Source organism: Peterkaempfera podocarpi, assembly GCF_042466665.1.
Lineage (GTDB): Bacteria > Actinomycetota > Actinomycetes > Streptomycetales > Streptomycetaceae > Peterkaempfera > Peterkaempfera podocarpi.
This window is the reverse complement of the sequence record NZ_CP162102.1, coordinates 4,314,695-4,329,425: the sequence shown is the minus strand read 5'-3', so window position 1 is coordinate 4,329,425 and position 14,731 is coordinate 4,314,695. Positions and strand designations below refer to the sequence as shown.

The following is a 14,731-nucleotide window of genomic DNA, read 5'->3' as shown; positions in this document are numbered from 1 at the left end:
GAGAGGCCCACCACCGTGAACCCGACCGTCGCCAGGCTGACCGTACGCGGCCTGCTGGGCCGCCGCCGCGGCGTCCTGCTGCTGGTCGTCCCCGTGCTGCTGCTGCTCCTCTCGGTGCTGGTGCGGGCCTCCAACGGGCAGGACCACGACATCGCCGTGGACGTCCTCGGCACCCTCGCGCTCGGCACCCTGGTCCCGCTGCTCGGCCTGATCGCCGGCACCGGTGCCATCTCCACCGAGATCGACGACGGCTCCATCGTCTATCTGCTGGCCAAGCCGCAGCCGCGCTGGAAGATCATCGTCACCAAGCTGGCCGTCGCCATCGGCTGCACCACCGTCTTCGCGGCACTGCCCACCTTCCTGGCCGGCCTCATCCTCTACGGCACCACGGACGGCCTGGCCGCCGGCTACGGCCTGGGGGCGCTTGTCGCAGGGGCCGCCTACAGTGCCCTCTTCCTGCTGCTCGGCGTCGCCACCCGGCATGCCGTGGTGGTCGGCCTGATGTACTCGCTGATCTGGGAGAGCCTGGTCGGCAACTTCGTGCACGGGGCCCGGACGCTGTCCATCCAGCAGTGGGGCCTCTCGCTCGCCAAGGCGGTCGCCCACCACGGAGTGATCGCCGCCGATGTCTCGCTGCCGGTCGCAGTGCCGCTGCTGATCGTGGTCACGCTGGGCGCCACCGCCTTCGCCGCGGTACGCCTGGGCGGCTTCACCCTCGCAGGCGAGGAGTAGCCCCGGCGCCGGGCTCCGCATGCAACCGCGGCCCGACACCTCCCCCGCCCCGGCCGACCGGGACCGGTGAGGTGTCGGGCCGCAGCCGGTGTCGGGTGTTGGGTGTCGGGCGCTGGGTGTCAGGCGCCGGGCAGGCCGAAGAGCCGCTCCAGGACCAGGGCCACACCGTCCTGCTCGTTGGAGGCGGTGAGCTCGTCGGCGACGGCCTTCAGCTCGGCATGGGCGTTGGCCATCGCGACGCCGTGGGCGGCCCAGGCGAACATCGGGATGTCGTTGGGCATGTCGCCGAAGGCGATGGTCTCCGCCGCGGTGACACCCAGACGGCGGGCCGCGATGCCCAGCCCGGTGGCCTTGGTGAGGCCGAGCGGCAGCAGTTCCACGATGCCCTCGCCGGCCATCACCACGCCGACCAGGTCGCCCACCACCGCACGGGCGGCGGCGGCCAGGTCGTCGTCGCCCATACCGGGGTGCTGGATGTAGAGCTTGCCGATGGGCTCGCTCCACAGGCCGCGGTGGTCCTCCAGCCTGGTCATCGGCAGATCGGCGATGATCAGCTCAAAGCCGGGGCCGGCCACCATCCGACCGTCCACGCCGTCCTGGTGGGCGGCGGCCGACAGCGGTCCCACCTCCGCCTCGATCTTGGCCAGCGCCAGCGCGGCCAGCTGCCGGTCGAGGGTGACCGAGGTGATCAGCCGGTGGGCGCCCGCGTCGTAGACCTGTGCGCCCTGCCCGCAGACGGCCAGACCGGTGTACCCGATGTCGTCCAGCACGGAGCGGGTCACGGCCGCCGGGCGGCCGGTCACCACGATGTGCACCGCGCCGGCGGCGGATGCCGCCGCCAGCGCGGCCAGGGTACGGGGGGAGACCGTCTCCGACCCGGTCAGCAGGGTGCCGTCCAGATCGGTGGCGATCAGCCGGTAGGGGATGCGGGGACTGCTCACTTGCGGAGGGGCTCCAGTACCTCTCGCCCGCCCAGGAACGGCCGCAGCGCCGTGGGGACCACCACCGAGCCGTCGGCCTGCTGGTGGTTCTCCAGGATCGCCACGATGGTGCGCGGGACCGCGACCAGGGTGCCGTTGAGGGTGGCCAGCGGCCGCACGCCGTCCGCGCCGCGCATCCGGATGGAGAGCCGGCGCGACTGGTACTCGGTGGTGTTGGACGTCGAGGTGACCTCGCGGTACTTGCCCTGGGTGGGGATCCAGGCCTCGATGTCGAACTTGCGGGCCGCCGAGGCGCCCAGGTCGCCGGAGGCCACATCGATCACCCGGTAGGGGATCTCCAGCGCGTTGAGGAAGTCCTTCTCCCACTGGAGCAGACGGCGGTGCTCGGCCTCCGCCTCCTCCGGGGTGGTGTAGACGAACATCTCGACCTTGTCGAACTGGTGCACCCGGATGATGCCGCGGGTGTCCTTGCCGTAGGTCCCGGCCTCACGGCGGAAGCAGGGAGAGTAACCGGCATACCGCAGCGGCAGCCGGTCGGCCTCGATGATCTCGTCCATGTGGTAGCCGGCCAGCGGCACCTCGGAGGTGCCCACCAGGTAGAAGTCGTCCTGCTCCAGGCGGAAGACGTTCTCCGCCGCCTGGCCCAGGAAGCCGGTGCCCTCCATGGCGCGGGGCTTCACCAGTGCCGGGGTGATCATCGGGGTGAATCCCGCCGTCACCGCCTGGTCGACGGCCATGTTCACCAGGGCCAGCTCCAGCAGGGCGCCGATGCCGGTGAGGTAGTAGAAGCGGGAGCCGGAGACCTTGGCGGCGCGCTCGGTGTCGATCGCACCGAGGATCCGGCCGAGCTCGACATGGTCGCGGGCCTCGAAGCCCTCGGCGGCGAAGTCGCGCGGGGTGCCGATCTCCTCGAGGGTGACAAAGTCCTCCTCGCCGCCGACCGGGGCCTCCGGGTCGATCAGGTTGGCGAGCCGGCGGAGCAGCTGCTCGGCCTCCTCCTTGGCCGCGCTCTGCTCGGCGTCGGCCGCCTTGACCTCGGCGGCCAGTGCGGAGGCGCGCTTCAGCAGCCCGCCCTTCTCCTCGCCCTGGGCCTTGGGGATCTGCTTGCCGAGGATCTTCTGCTCATTGCGCAGGTCGTCGAAGCGACTGCCGGAGGACCTGCGCCGCTCGTCGGCGGCGAGCAGGGCGTCGACGAGGTCGACGTCCTCACCACGGGCACGCTGGGAGGCGCGCACTCGGTCGGGGTCCTCACGAAGCAGGCGAAGGTCAATCACAGCACGAAGCCTACCGGGGCCAGAGGGCTGATCCGCCAACCTTTTCGGGTCGGCGGCGTCGGAGCGCCCGGAGAGCGGAAGAGATCACTCCGGATTGATTTGTTGCGCGGATAGAGCGTGTTTGTCGCTTTCCATCCGAGTTCTCTGAGATCATCTCTACTGGGGATAACTGGGCCTCCCCTGTGGATAACCGGCTGTGCACACCTCCCGCCGGAGATTCATCCACAGGCTGTGTGGTGCCGCTGTGGACTACTGACCGCGGGGCGTCTGCCGGTGGGCAAAGCTCCCAAACTCCCCCATCAGCAGGAAATCGAGCACCCAATCGAGTGATGCGTGATCACTGTTGTGACAGGATTCCGACATGTCCGGTTGGGGGGCACCTCTACCGTCCATGACGTTTTGTCGACTCATCCCCAGGACCTGTGGATAACTTGACCTGCTGTGGATTTCCGGCTGCGCCCCAGGTGGGGGGTGGGATGGTCATCCCCTGGATGGCGGAAAAGTCGACTGATTGACACCGATCTGACCTGATCAGTACTGATCTGTCCTGATCAGGCAGCAGTGGTCAGCGTTCGCCGCGTCCGTCCATGCACCGCGCCAGCCACTCCGCCGCCCCGGTGAAGTCCACATCCGAGGTGCCGGGCCGCAGCGTCGGCTTCACCTCGTCCGCCCTCGGATAGGAGCCCAGGAACCGCACCTTGGGGCAGATGCGCTTCAGCCCCATCAGGGCCTCACCCACCCGGCGGTCCACAATGTGGCCCTCGCAGTCGATCGAGAAGCAGTATTTCCCCAGCCCCTCCCCGGTGGGCCTGGATTCGATCCGCATCAGGTTGACGCCGCGGGCCGCGAACTCCTGGAGCAGCTCCAGCAGTGCGCCCGGATGGTCGTCGCCCAGCCACACCACCGCCGACGTCTTGTCGGCCCCTGTGGGGGAGGACGTCCGCCCGGGGCGGCCCACCAGAACGAAGCGGGTGGTCGCCGAGCGGCCGCCGTGGATATCGGTGACCAGCGGCTGCAATCCGTACATGGACGCGGCGAACTCGCCCGCGAAAGCGCCGTCGAACCGGCCCTCCTGCACCTGCCGGGCCCCGTCGGCGTTGGACGCGGCGGACTCCCAGAGCGCATCCGGCAGATGGGCCTCCAGCCACTTGCGCACCTGGGGCTGCGCCACCGGATGCCCGGTGACCGTCTTCACATCGGCCAGCGCCGTCCCCGGCCGCACCAGCAGCGCGAAGGCGATCGGCAGCAGCACCTCGCGGTAGATCATCAGCGGCGAGCCGGTGGCCAACTCGTCCAGAGTGGCGGTGACCCCGCCCTCCACCGAGTTCTCGATCGCCACCAGGGCGCCCGCCGCCTCGCCGCGGCGGACGGCGTCCAGCACCGCGGGCACCGAGACCATCGGCACCAGCTCCCGGGTCGCAGCCTCGGGAAGCGAGCGCAGGGCGGCCTCGGTGAAGGTGCCCTCGGGCCCGAGGTAGGTGTAGCGGGTGGCCGACATGCCGCCTCCGTACGGTGTGCTGCTGGGGAGTCCGCATACGGACGTCCGTTTCGCCACCTTAGCCACTCCGGTCCCGATACCGTGACCTGTTCCGCTCAGTGGGACCGCATCTGTGCGACCGGCCCCCCGGGCCCGGTCATGACTCCAGCAGCGCCTGGCCGACATAGCCGCCCGGTGCCGCGCCCCCCGGCACCGCGTACAGCCCGCTCGCCTCGTGCCTGAGGAACCGCGAGAGGCTGTCCGCGCCCGCCAGCTTGCGCTGCACCGGGACGAAGCCGGTCAGCGGATCGGACTGGAAGGCGATGAAGAGCAGACCCGCGTCGGGTGCGCCGTCCGCCCGGAAGCCGTCGTGGTACGAGAAGCCGCGGCGCAGCATCGTCGCCCCGCTGTTGGCCGCCGGCGCCGCCACCCGGATGTGGGCGTCGGCCGGCACCGCGAGGGTGCCGTCGGGGTTCTGCCGGGCCAGGTCCACGGCGGTGGTCTCGGTGCCGCCGGAGAGCGGCGCGCCGTCCGACTTGCGGCGGCCGATCACCCGCTCCTGCCGGTCGACCGGCAGGTTCTCCCAGTTGTCCAGCAGCATCCGGATCCGGCGTACCACCGCATAGGATCCGCCGGACATCCAGGCCGGGTCGGCCGGCCCCGCGGGGACGAAGACCTTGGCGGCGAAGGAGGCGTCGGATGCCCTGGGGTTGTTGGTGCCGTCCAGCTGCCCCATCAGATTGCGGGTGGTCATCGGACGGGCTGTCGCGCCCGGGGAGCGGCTGAACCCCGACATCTGCCAGCGGACCGACGCCGTCCCGGCGGCCTGCTGCTGGAGTACCCGCAGTGCGTGGAACGCGACCAGGGCGTCGTCGGCGCAGATCTGCACCCACAGATCGCCGTCGCTGCGGGAGCGGTCGATGGCGTCGTCCGGGAAGTCCGGCAGCGGGGCCAGGGCCTCGGGGCGTGCCGCGGCCAGGCCGGTCCGGTCGAAGAACGAGGCGCCGAAGCCGAAGGTCACCGTGAGCGAGCAGGGCCCGGCGTCCAGGGCGATCTGGTTCTCATGGCCGGTCGCGGGACGGCCCTCGGCCAGCCGGGCCGCCGAGTCGGACCACCGACGCATCAGCGCGGCGGTGCCCGCCCGGGTGGCTCCGGTGGCCAGGTCGAACGCGACCAGCAGCGCCTGGGACTGCTGGTTCTGCACGATGCCAGCCTGGTGCACGCCGTGGAACGGCACCGACGCCGCCCCCAGCGACGGCGCCGCACCGTCGTCCCCCGCCGCCGCGCGGCCGAACACACCGCCGGCCGCGCCGACGGCCAGCCCGGCCGCCCCTGCCGCACCGAGAAGCCCGCGCCGGGTGAGCACGGCCCGCCGATCGGCCGAGTCGCCGTCGTCGGCGCCGCTGCCGGTCGTACCGGTGTGGGTGGTGCTGCTGTTCTGCGCCATGCCCCTGCCTGTCGTGCCCGTGTCTGTCGTGCCCGTGCCTGCCGTACCCGCTGCCGCCGGTTCACGGCCGCGGTCCCTCATCCGATCCGCACCGGTGCGGTCTCGGTGGTCTCGTCGATGTCGGACGACCGTACGGTCAGCGACAGCTGCCAGTCGCCGGCCATGGGCAGCTGCACCTGGCCGTACCAGTGGCCGCCCGTCGCCTTCTGCAGGGTCGGCCGCAGCGGTCCCAGCTTCTTCGCCGGCAGGTCGAAGGCGACCCGCACCTCGGGGACCTCCACCGGCTTGCCGGCGGCGTCGGTGATCGCCACATGCAGGGTGTTGGGGCCGCTGCGCGCCGGGTCCAGCACGATGGCGGCATTGCCCTTGGCGCCGGCACCGCTGCCCCCGGTGTCATAGGGGATGGTGAGGTTGACCGGTTGTGCAGCCGCCGCAGCCGGTGCCGCCGTGCCCGCCGCCGTGGCGACCTGGGCGGTGCGTCCGGGCGGGGCGTTGGTCAGCAGCGTGGTGACGGCCAGGACCGCCACCGCCACGCCGGCCTCCACCAGCACCGAACGCCGCAGCCCGGAGCGGTCGGCGCCGGCGGCCTGCTCCCTGGCCGCCGCCTGTTCCTTGGCCCGCCGGTCCGCGGCTGCGACGCGCAGTGCCCGCTGACGCTCCAGCTGGGCCCGCCGCTTGGCGTCCCGGGGGGTGTCGTCGGCGCCCGCGGCCACCGGCTCGGGTTCCACCGGGGCCACAACCAGCTCCGGGAGGGGGCCCAGGGCGCGCAGCCGGGCCGTCCAGCCGCGGGAGAACCAGGCAGCGCCCAGCAGCACCACCACACAGCCGATCTTCACCAGCAGCAGCCGGCCGTAGTCGGTGCCGGTGAAGGCGCTCCAGGAACCCAGCCCGCGCCAGGCCTGGTAGACACCCGTCGCCACCAGCACCGTCACACACCAGAACGCGGTCCGGGAGAAGACACCGACGGCGCCCGCCGTGACGCCGCCCCGGTCGCGGGGAACGGACAGGCCGATCAGCAGCGTCACCAGTCCGCCCAGCCAGACCGCCATGGCGACCAGGTGCAGCATGTCCAGCGGCAGCGCCAGATCCACCTGGAGGCCCACCGCGGCATGGTCGGCGCCGGCCCAGGTGGCGGCCAGCGCCAGGGCGAGCAGCAGCCCCGCGACGCCCAGGCCGATCCTGGCCTCGCGCTCCGAGCGACCGGCCGCACGCTGCTCCAGCCGGCGCAGCTCGGCCTCCTCGGAGTCCTCCGAGCCGGCCGCCGCCGCGGGCGTGCCCGCCGCCGCGGCCTGCCCGCTCTGCGACAGCTGTCCCACCAGCAGCGACAGGAAGACGCCGGCCGCTGCCAGCAGCAGCAGACGGGCGGCGAGGGCGGTTCCCAGCCGTTCGTCCAGGGTGGTGCGCACCAGCGACAGATCGAAGGCGTCGCCCAGGCCGCTGCCCTTCTCATAGGGGCCGCGCAGCAGCACCACCGCCACGGTGGAGAGCAGCAGACCGCCCCAGCCGGTCATCAGCAGCCGCTGCACCGGCCGTGCGGACACCCCGCGGGGCCAGCAGAGCAGGATGAACGCGGCCGAGCCGACCAGCAGGGCGAAGGTCCCGTACGCCACCGCGCGAGCGATGCCGTAGAGGGCGCCGACCGTGCTCGATCCGCCCTCGCGCCCCGCCACCGCGGCGGGCACCGCGGTCTGGGTCTGCTTGCCGATGGAGAAGGTGAAGGCTCCGGAGACCGGGTGCGAGTCCTCGGAGACCGCCCGCCAGGAGACCGTGTAGGTGCCCTGGGCCAGCCCGTCGCGCAGCTGCACGGCGGCGGTGGCGTCCTTGCCGTCGGCGTGTGCGGGGGAGCCCAGGTCGGCCTGCTTGCCGCCGGGGTCGAAGACCTGCACGGAGTTGTCGGAGAGGGTGACGCCCTCGCTGAAGGTCAGCACCACCTGGCTGGGAGCGGTGGCCACCACCGAGTCGGGGGCGGGGTCGGTGGAGACCAGGGCGGCGTGTGCGGAGGCGGTGCCCGCGCCGCCGAGCAGCAGCGCGAGAGCGGCGCTCAGCACCAGCAGCAGGGCGGCTGCGGGACGGCGCAGGCGTCTGCGGTCGATGGTGGAGGTCATGTCCGGTCCCTCCGATCAGTTTCCGGCGCCGGGCGGCCGGTAGGCGACGGGCTGTATGGGCACCTTCACCGCGATGGTTCCCGATGCGGCGAAGGTGAGGTCGAGTTCCACGGTCCGGCCGACCTGGGGCCGGCCGGTCAACCCGATGATCATCAGATGGTCGGCGCCGCGGGAGAAGGCCGCGCTGCCGTGGGCGGGCACGGTGAGGCTCTCCAGCGGCTCCATGGAGGCCGTGGTGGAGCGGTGCATGGTCACCGAGCCGGCGTCCGGGCTGGCCACCCGGAGCAGCCGGTCGGCGGTGCCGCCGCTGTTGTGCAGGGTGAGATAGCCGGCGGCGGCGCCCGAGGAGGCGGGCAGCGGGATGTACGGGTCGCTGACGCTGATCCGCGCCACCCCGCCGCCCGAGCCCAGCCGGGCCTCGGCCGACGGACCGCCGCCGGCCGGGGAGCCGCAGCCCGCGAGGGCCACGGCGGCCGCTCCGGCTGCGACGGCGGCTGCGGCCCGCGGCCGGATCACGGCTGTACCCCCTTGGCCAGCAGCGGCAGGTCGTGTGCGAAGACCTGCACCGAGCTCTGGCTCAGATAGAGGATGTGCGCCTTGTCGTCGGAGGGCAGGAAGGCCAGCACCTGGGCACCGTGGGTGGAGGTGACCGAGCCGTCCTTGTTGACCACCGGGTCCTCCACCAGGATGCCCAGCGGCTTGGCGGCCCTCTTGACCTGCTCCAGATCGCCGGTGAGGCCGATGAAGCGGGTGTTGAAGGAGGCGAGCCAGCTGCGCAGCCGCTTGGGGGTGTCGCGCTGCGGGTCGGTGGAGACGAAGACCACCTCCACCTTGTCGCGCTCGGCGGCGGGCAGCTTCTGCATGGCGACCGCGATGTCGCCCATGGTGGTGGGGCAGACGTCGGGGCAGCTGGTGTAGCCGAAGAAGAGCAGCACGGGCTTGCCGGCGGTCTGCTGCCGCAGCGAGAACCGCTTGCCCTCGGTGTCGGTGAGCACCAGGTCGGGCTTGCTGAAGGGCTGCGTCAGGGTGGTGCCCTGGTAGGGGGAGTTGCCGGACTGCTTGACGGCGACGGCCTGCTGGTCGGCCGAGCCCGAGGTGGAGCTGCCGCAGGCGCCGAGTGCGAGGGCGGCGGCGAGGGTGAGCGCGGCTGCGGCCGCGATGCGGCGGCGGCGCGGCGGCAGGGTGGTGCGGGTCATCTGCGCGGTTTCCGATCGATGCGGTGCCGTGGCGGCGGGGTGGGGCCGGGCGGGGCGGACGGGGCCCATGGCAGCCGTCCGCCCCGCCTTGCGGATCAGGAGGCGGAACCGCCCCTGCGGCGCAGCCCGAGCACACCGAGACCGGCGCCCACCACGCCCACCACGATGCCCACCACGCCCAGCGTGCGGGCCGTGGTGTCCTCGGAGGAACCGGCGGCGGCCTCGGCCTTCCCGGTGCCGGTGCCCGAGTCGGAGCCGGCGGCCGGCGAGGAGGACGCAGCCGGGGCGGTGGTGCCCGGGTCGTCGGCGCCGGCCTTGGTGAGGGTCAGCACCGGGGCCGGGTGCTCCGGCTCGGCCTGCCCCTCCTTGGCGACATCGATCCAGCGCACGATCTGGCCGTTGTCATAGGTCTGCAGTGCCTTGAAGGTCATCGAGTCGGTGTCGGTCGGCAGCGGACCGAGCGAGACATTGAACTCCTGGAACTGCCCGGGGGCGATGGCGGCGCTCTTGTCCGCGGTCCAGGTGATCCTGGTGACCGCCTCGGTGATCTCGCCGTCGTCCGACGTCAGCGGCTTGTCGAGCTTGGTCTTGTCGACCTTCACCGTCCAGCCGGGCACCGGCTGGGTGGCCACGGAGGCCACCGGGTGGTCCTGGGGGAGGTCGACCTCGACCTTGGTGGTCGAGCCGCTGTCCTGCTCGTTGGGCACCCGGAAGGCGACCTTGGTGTAGCTGCCCTGCTCGGCCTCGCGCGGGTTCACCGTGACATGCGCGGAGGCGATTCCCGCGGCGGCCAGTACGGCGGCGGCGGCGGTGGCCAGAACGGTCGCCGAGCGGCGGGCGAGGGTGCTGCGGTTCATCGTGGGAGTCTCCGTCCGGAGCTGGGCACACGCAGGCCACAGGGGTGGCTGCGGATGCACGGGTGGTCTGTCTGCGACTTACGCGGATCGCGACCGATCGGACGGGTCGTGCACCGGGGCACGCCGCAGTGCGGCGCCACCCGGGCGGCCGATCAGATCGCGTACACCGCCGCCGGCGGACCACGCCGGACCACGGAGTGCCGCAGCGCCGACGGCACCGGCAGCCGCCACCCACCGCGGTCGGCCCAGGACGCCCGCAGCGGCCGCACCACCGAGACGCCGAGCAGCCCGCGCAGCAGCATCCTGGCGACCGCCAGGACGATCCGCAGCGGGGCCGCATACGTCTGGACGGCCGAGGCCGCCAGTCGTACCAGCCGCCACAGCGCGGCCTCGCCGCGCCGCAGCCACCAGCCGGCCGCCACGGCCGCGGCCAGGTGACCGGCCAGCATCAGCGGCGACATGGTCGGCAGCAGCGCATGCCACCAGGGCGCGGACGGCGCCGGTGCGTATGCGGCAGGGTCCAGGCCGGCCCGCGAGACCAGCTGCGACGGGGTCGTCCCCGACGGCAGCATCAGGACGCCGCCGAGGCGGTGCTCACTGCAGAGCAGCCGCCCCGCGACCTCGGTGACCGTCTGCGGGGCCGATCGGGTGCCGGTCGCCATCCCCGGCATCCCGGCCTGGCCGCCGACCGACAGGGACTGCATCCCGTGGAAGAGGAAGTGCAGCATCAGCTGCCCCGCCGCAAGGCCACCGGAGATCGCGGCCAGTGACCGCTCCCGCCCGCCCAGCAGTGCGCCCAGCGCCCAGACCAGGATGAAACCCGCAGCCAGCGCCGCGACCGGCACGGTGCCGCCGGAGGCGACGGTGTGCCCGGCTGCGGCCAGCAGAGTGCAGACGGCGGCGAACGGGGCGGCCCTGAGCATGCGCAGATCCCAGGCGGCAGCATGCACCCGATGCGGTGCGGCGGCCGTCCCGGCGGTGTGTGCTGCACGGCAGACGGGCATGTCGGCCCCATCATCTCACCGCAGGGACCCGCTCCGGGGGACGGGGAGCAAAGTCGTCGCATACCGTCCCCGGGCCGCGTCCGCCCCTTGCGTCGTCCAAAAGGGGGGATCGGCCGAACGGGGGGTCCGGGGCACCTCGGACGATTGGCATCACAGTGCGTCGGCAATACCTAGCTGTATGTGGAGCCGCAGCCATGGCCAGGAGGAATCCGTCGTGGACATCTGGTGGACGCTGCACCTCAAGCGCGAGCCCGCCAGCGTGCCGCTGGCCCGCCGCATCCTGCTCGGCACCATGGAGACCGCGGGCGTCGACGCGCAGGTCGCCCACGAGATCGGGGTGGCCCTCACGGAGGCCTGCGCCAACGCGGTCGAGCACGCCATCGGGGGCGACCCCGACGAGGGGTTCCAGATCACCGCGTCCATCGACGGCGACCGGCTGCGGATCGAGGTGATGGACTGCGGCCCCGGACTGCCCCCCGGGCCCCCCGGTGACCCCGCCACCCGGCTGCCTGCCCTGGCCGTCCCGCTGCTGGCCCCGTCCGCGCCCCGGGTGCAGCGCCGCCCCGCCGCCGTCCCGGTGGCCCCGGCCCACAAGGTCCCGGCCCGGCCCGCGCCGCGCTGCCAGTCCAAGCGCTCCCGTACCACGGTGATCAGCAGGGCGGCGGTGATGGCCTCGCTCAGCCCCGCCGCCTCGGCCCGCCGGCTGCACGGCGGCGAGCGCCCTGGCCCCTACGACACCCATGTGCTGGACGGCGGCCTCACGATCGCCGCGAGCCTCACCACGCTGCCACTGGAGCTCGGCGCCGACCTGCCGGACCCCACCGCCGAGAGCGGCCGAGGCCTCTTTCTGATCCAGGCGCTGGCCGACCACGTCCAGTTCCGCAGCCATCCGCGGCGCGGCACCATCCTCAGCTTCGACAAGGTCCTCAAGTGGCAGGACGGGGCACTGCTGCGCGCCGCCTCCTGACCCGTTGGGGGCCTGTCCGGGACGCTGTCGGCCCGGTTGCGATCTTGTCCCCGGAGTGCCGCCCTGGCACGATCGGCGCCCATGGGAGCGCTTCCGTACGACGCCGTGCTGTGTGACCTCGACGGGGTACTGCGGCTGTGGGACGACCACATGGCCGATCTCGACCGGGCCCACGGGCTTCCGGCCGGGACCCTGGCAGCGGGCGCCTTCCGCCCCGAGCGGCTGCACCCCGCCATCACCGGCCGCGTCACCGACCAGCAGTGGCGGGCCGCCGTCGCCGAGGACCTGGCCGGTGTCTGCGGCTCGGCGGACCGGGCCCGTGCCCTGTGCGCCGCCTGGTCGCGGCAGACCGGCCGGGTGGACCACGAGGTGCTCACGCTGCTCGCCGCCGCACGGCGGCGGGTGCCGGTGGTCCTGGTCACCAACGCCACCACCCGGCTGGAGTCGGACCTGGAGGCGCTGGGCCTCACCGGTGCCCTGGACGCGGTCGTCAACAGCGCCAGGGTCGGCGTGGCCAAGCCCGATCCGGAGGTCTACCGGATCGCCGCCCGGCTGGCCGGCGTCCCCGTGCAGCGGTGCCTCTTCGTCGACGACACCGAGCCCAACACCGCAGTGGCCCGCGCCACCGGCATGGCGGTGCTGCACTACCGGCAGGCCGACGGGCTGCGGGCAGCCCTCGCGCCGCTGACCGGAAGGCCCGCAGAGGCTCCGTGACGGGGCCCTGGTCCACCCATGGGACCGAGCTGCGGCCCGGCACCGTGGTCAAGCGGTACCTGACAGCCGACGCCGCCGACCGCCACCACCGCGAACGGCGCGCCCTGTCCGGGTGAGCCGGGCCGTCAGCCGCGGCAGGGCCAGGTCTCCACGGGGGTGCACCAGGGCAGGCCGTCCACCGGCCGGTTGCAGAAGCGGGCCAGCACCTCGGTGAACTCCGCCATCCGCTCCAGATGGACCAGATGGTCGGCCTCCCGCACGGTGGTGAAGCGGGCGCCGGGCAGGCAGGCGGCCACCTCGCGGCCCATCCGCGGGGTGGTGAGGATGTCGTGCTCCCCCGTGACGACCAGCACCGGCAGCTCGGCCAGCGGCTCGGGGCGGTACCACTCGTGGTTCACCAGACGGATGTTGTGCTCCAGCCACATCGCGAGCTGACGCGGGGTCTGCGCCACGAACTGCTGGTACAGGAAACGGGCCATCGCCGCCTGCTTGCGCACCGGCGCCTGGCCGGGCGGCGCCACGAACCAGGCGGCCAGCTCCCGGGCGAGGTCGTCGACCCGGCCGGCCTCCAGCATCCGGGACCAGCGGGGCACGCTGTCGCCGTAGTGGTCCCGCGGTTCCGTCCTGGTCATGCCCGCCAGCACCAGACGCCGTACCAGCCCCGGGTAGTGCTGGGCGAAGCGCAGGCCCACGGCGGCACCGAAGCACGCCCCGACCACATTGACCTCGGCCATCCCCAGCTCGTCGAGCAGCTGGCGGACGGTGGCGGCCAGGAAGTCCAGGCCGTAGCGGGCAGGCAGGAAGTCGGCGCCACCGTACCCGGGCAGGTCCACGGTGACCACCGTGGACAGCGGCGCGAGCCAGCGCTCGTGGCGCACCCAGGAGTTGCGGTCCTGCGCGGAGCCGCCCAGCAGCAGGACCGGGGCCGTCACCGGATCGTCCTGCCGAACGACGCGGCAGGTGTAGCCGAAGCCGGCGAAGGACAGCTCCCGCTCCTCGGCACAGCCGGCCCGCACGGCGTTGGCGGCCGGCACGGCATTGGCACTCTGCACGGCAGTGGCGGTTACGACGGACAAGGCGGGCTCCCCGGATCGCGGTCGGACGCCGAATCCACCATCCGTAGCACCGCCCGCCGCCGGGGCGGGTCCGCCACCCCTGCCGGGGCATGCCGCGTCACCCGTCCGCCGGAGAACCGGGTTGACTCTCACGTCGCGTGAGGACGCAGCCTCGTACCAGGACGAAAGGAGGGCCCATGGGCTACTCGGTGGGGCAGGTCGCCCGGCTGGCCGGGGTGACCGTACGCACCCTGCACCACTACGACGAGGTGGGGCTGCTGTCGCCGGCCGGACGCACACCGTCCGGCTACCGCCGGTACGGCGCAGCCGACCTGGACCGGTTGCAGCAGATCCTCTTCTACCGCGAGCTGGGCTTCTCCCTCGACGACATCGCGTCCGTCCTGGACGACCCGGGCACCGGCCCGAGTGAGCACCTGCGCCGGCAGCACCGGCTGCTCACCGACCGGATCGCCCGGCTCCAGGAGATGGCCGCAGCAGTGGAGAGAGCGATGGAGGCACGGAAGATGGGAATCAACCTCACCCCCGAAGAGAAGTTCGAGATCTTCGGGGAGGGCTACTCGGAGGACTACGAGGTGGAGGCCGAGCAGCGCTGGGGCGACAGCGAGGTCTGGCGGCAGTCCCAGCAGCGCACCGCCCGGTACGGCAAGCAGGACTGGGTCCGGATCAAGGCGGCGGGCGACGACCTCAACCGCAGGCTGGCCGAGGCGATGGCGGCCGGCCACGCCCCGGACAGCGAGCAGGCCATGGCGCTGGCGGAGGAGCACCGGCAGTCCATCTCGGACTCCTTCTACGACTGCTCCTACGCCATCCACCGGGGGCTCGCCGGGATGTACCTCGCCGACCCGCGGTTCACCGCGACCTATGAGAAGGTCCGGCCCGGCTTGGCGCAGTGGCTGCACGACGCCATGGTCGCCAACGCCGACCGGGCGGAGGGCTGAGCC

The 14,731-nt window shown here is 72.9% G+C and carries 13 protein-coding genes and 1 pseudogene; 4 read left to right on the top strand and 10 right to left on the bottom strand.

The annotated features are described in order from the left end of the window. Nucleotides 1-15: 15 nt before the first annotated feature. Nucleotides 16-732 carry an ABC transporter permease gene (locus tag AB0761_RS18975; protein ID WP_377270254.1) on the top strand — a complete coding sequence of 239 codons (717 nt, stop codon included), beginning with the start codon at nt 16-18 and terminating at the stop codon, nt 730-732. A 119-nt stretch (nt 733-851) separates the two neighbouring features. Here the strand turns inward: AB0761_RS18975 and AB0761_RS18970 are convergent, their stop codons facing one another. From AB0761_RS18970 to AB0761_RS18930, 9 genes are all read right to left on the bottom strand, one after another. Beyond that, nucleotides 852-1,673, bottom strand: a complete 822-nt coding sequence (locus tag AB0761_RS18970) for an HAD family hydrolase (protein WP_377270253.1) — start codon at nt 1,671-1,673, stop codon at nt 852-854. Then, complete coding sequence (gene serS, locus AB0761_RS18965; protein ID WP_377270252.1) at nt 1,670-2,947, bottom strand: serine--tRNA ligase; 1,278 nt, start codon at nt 2,945-2,947, stop codon at nt 1,670-1,672. Before serS ends, AB0761_RS18970 begins: the two co-directional genes overlap by 4 nt. Before the next feature lie 565 nt (nt 2,948-3,512). Beyond that, nucleotides 3,513-4,445, bottom strand: a complete 933-nt coding sequence (gene pheA, locus AB0761_RS18960; protein ID WP_377270250.1) for a prephenate dehydratase — start codon at nt 4,443-4,445, stop codon at nt 3,513-3,515. Between the two features lie 136 nt (nt 4,446-4,581). Continuing rightward, nucleotides 4,582-5,871, bottom strand: a complete 1,290-nt coding sequence (gene efeB, locus AB0761_RS18955) for an iron uptake transporter deferrochelatase/peroxidase subunit (protein WP_377270249.1) — start codon at nt 5,869-5,871, stop codon at nt 4,582-4,584. A gap of 77 nt (nt 5,872-5,948) precedes the next feature. Then, nucleotides 5,949-7,976 (bottom strand): FixH family protein, encoded by a 2,028-nt coding sequence (locus AB0761_RS18950; protein ID WP_377270248.1) that lies wholly within the window; start codon nt 7,974-7,976, stop codon nt 5,949-5,951. Between the two features lie 15 nt (nt 7,977-7,991). Beyond that, complete coding sequence (locus AB0761_RS18945; protein ID WP_377270247.1) at nt 7,992-8,492, bottom strand: copper chaperone PCu(A)C; 501 nt, start codon at nt 8,490-8,492, stop codon at nt 7,992-7,994. Then, the gene (locus AB0761_RS18940) at nt 8,489-9,172 is read right to left on the bottom strand and encodes an SCO family protein (RefSeq protein WP_377270246.1); all 684 of its coding nucleotides are present in this window, start codon (nt 9,170-9,172) and stop codon (nt 8,489-8,491) included. The genes AB0761_RS18945 and AB0761_RS18940 overlap by 4 nt, the downstream gene beginning before the upstream one ends. A 95-nt stretch (nt 9,173-9,267) precedes the next feature. Further along, entirely contained in the window at nt 9,268-10,029 is a 762-nt protein-coding gene (locus AB0761_RS18935; protein ID WP_377270245.1) for a YcnI family protein, read from the bottom strand. 152 nt (nt 10,030-10,181) lie between these two features. Next, complete coding sequence (locus AB0761_RS18930; protein WP_377270244.1) at nt 10,182-10,952, bottom strand: hypothetical protein; 771 nt, start codon at nt 10,950-10,952, stop codon at nt 10,182-10,184. A 295-nt stretch (nt 10,953-11,247) separates the two neighbouring features. Between AB0761_RS18930 and AB0761_RS18925 the strand changes: the two are divergent. Then, nucleotides 11,248-11,529 (top strand): annotated as a pseudogene (locus AB0761_RS18925) (ATP-binding protein); the annotation flags it as partial. Between the two features lie 552 nt (nt 11,530-12,081). Beyond that, nucleotides 12,082-12,714, top strand: coding sequence for an HAD family hydrolase (locus AB0761_RS18920; RefSeq protein WP_377270243.1), 633 nt, complete (start codon nt 12,082-12,084; stop codon nt 12,712-12,714). A gap of 125 nt (nt 12,715-12,839) precedes the next feature. On the opposite strand, the gene AB0761_RS18915 is transcribed toward AB0761_RS18920, so the two are convergent. After that, complete coding sequence (locus AB0761_RS18915; RefSeq protein ID WP_377270242.1) at nt 12,840-13,790, bottom strand: alpha/beta fold hydrolase; 951 nt, start codon at nt 13,788-13,790, stop codon at nt 12,840-12,842. Nucleotides 13,791-13,966: 176 nt separating this feature from the next. On the opposite strand from AB0761_RS18915, the gene AB0761_RS18910 reads away from it, so the two are divergent. Further along, a complete protein-coding gene (locus AB0761_RS18910) occupies nt 13,967-14,728 on the top strand; it encodes a MerR family transcriptional regulator (RefSeq protein WP_377270241.1) in 762 nt (253 codons plus the stop codon). Nucleotides 14,729-14,731 lie beyond the last annotated feature (3 nt).

What these genes read in the sequence shown, in the direction of transcription:
- AB0761_RS18920 (WP_377270243.1), top strand. Translation starts at nt 12,082, where the DNA reads ATGGGAGCGCTTCCGTACGACGCCGTGCTGTGTGACCTCGACGGGGTA.
- AB0761_RS18940 (WP_377270246.1), bottom strand. Translation starts at nt 9,172, where the DNA reads ATGACCCGCACCACCCTGCCGCCGCGCCGCCGCCGCATCGCGGCCGCA.
- AB0761_RS18930 (WP_377270244.1), bottom strand. Translation starts at nt 10,952, where the DNA reads ATGCTCAGGGCCGCCCCGTTCGCCGCCGTCTGCACTCTGCTGGCCGCA.
- AB0761_RS18910 (WP_377270241.1), top strand. Translation starts at nt 13,967, where the DNA reads ATGGGCTACTCGGTGGGGCAGGTCGCCCGGCTGGCCGGGGTGACCGTA.
- efeB (WP_377270249.1), bottom strand. Translation starts at nt 5,871, where the DNA reads ATGGCGCAGAACAGCAGCACCACCCACACCGGTACGACCGGCAGCGGC.
- AB0761_RS18935 (WP_377270245.1), bottom strand. Translation starts at nt 10,029, where the DNA reads ATGAACCGCAGCACCCTCGCCCGCCGCTCGGCGACCGTTCTGGCCACC.
- pheA (WP_377270250.1), bottom strand. Translation starts at nt 4,445, where the DNA reads ATGTCGGCCACCCGCTACACCTACCTCGGGCCCGAGGGCACCTTCACC.
- AB0761_RS18950 (WP_377270248.1), bottom strand. Translation starts at nt 7,976, where the DNA reads ATGACCTCCACCATCGACCGCAGACGCCTGCGCCGTCCCGCAGCCGCC.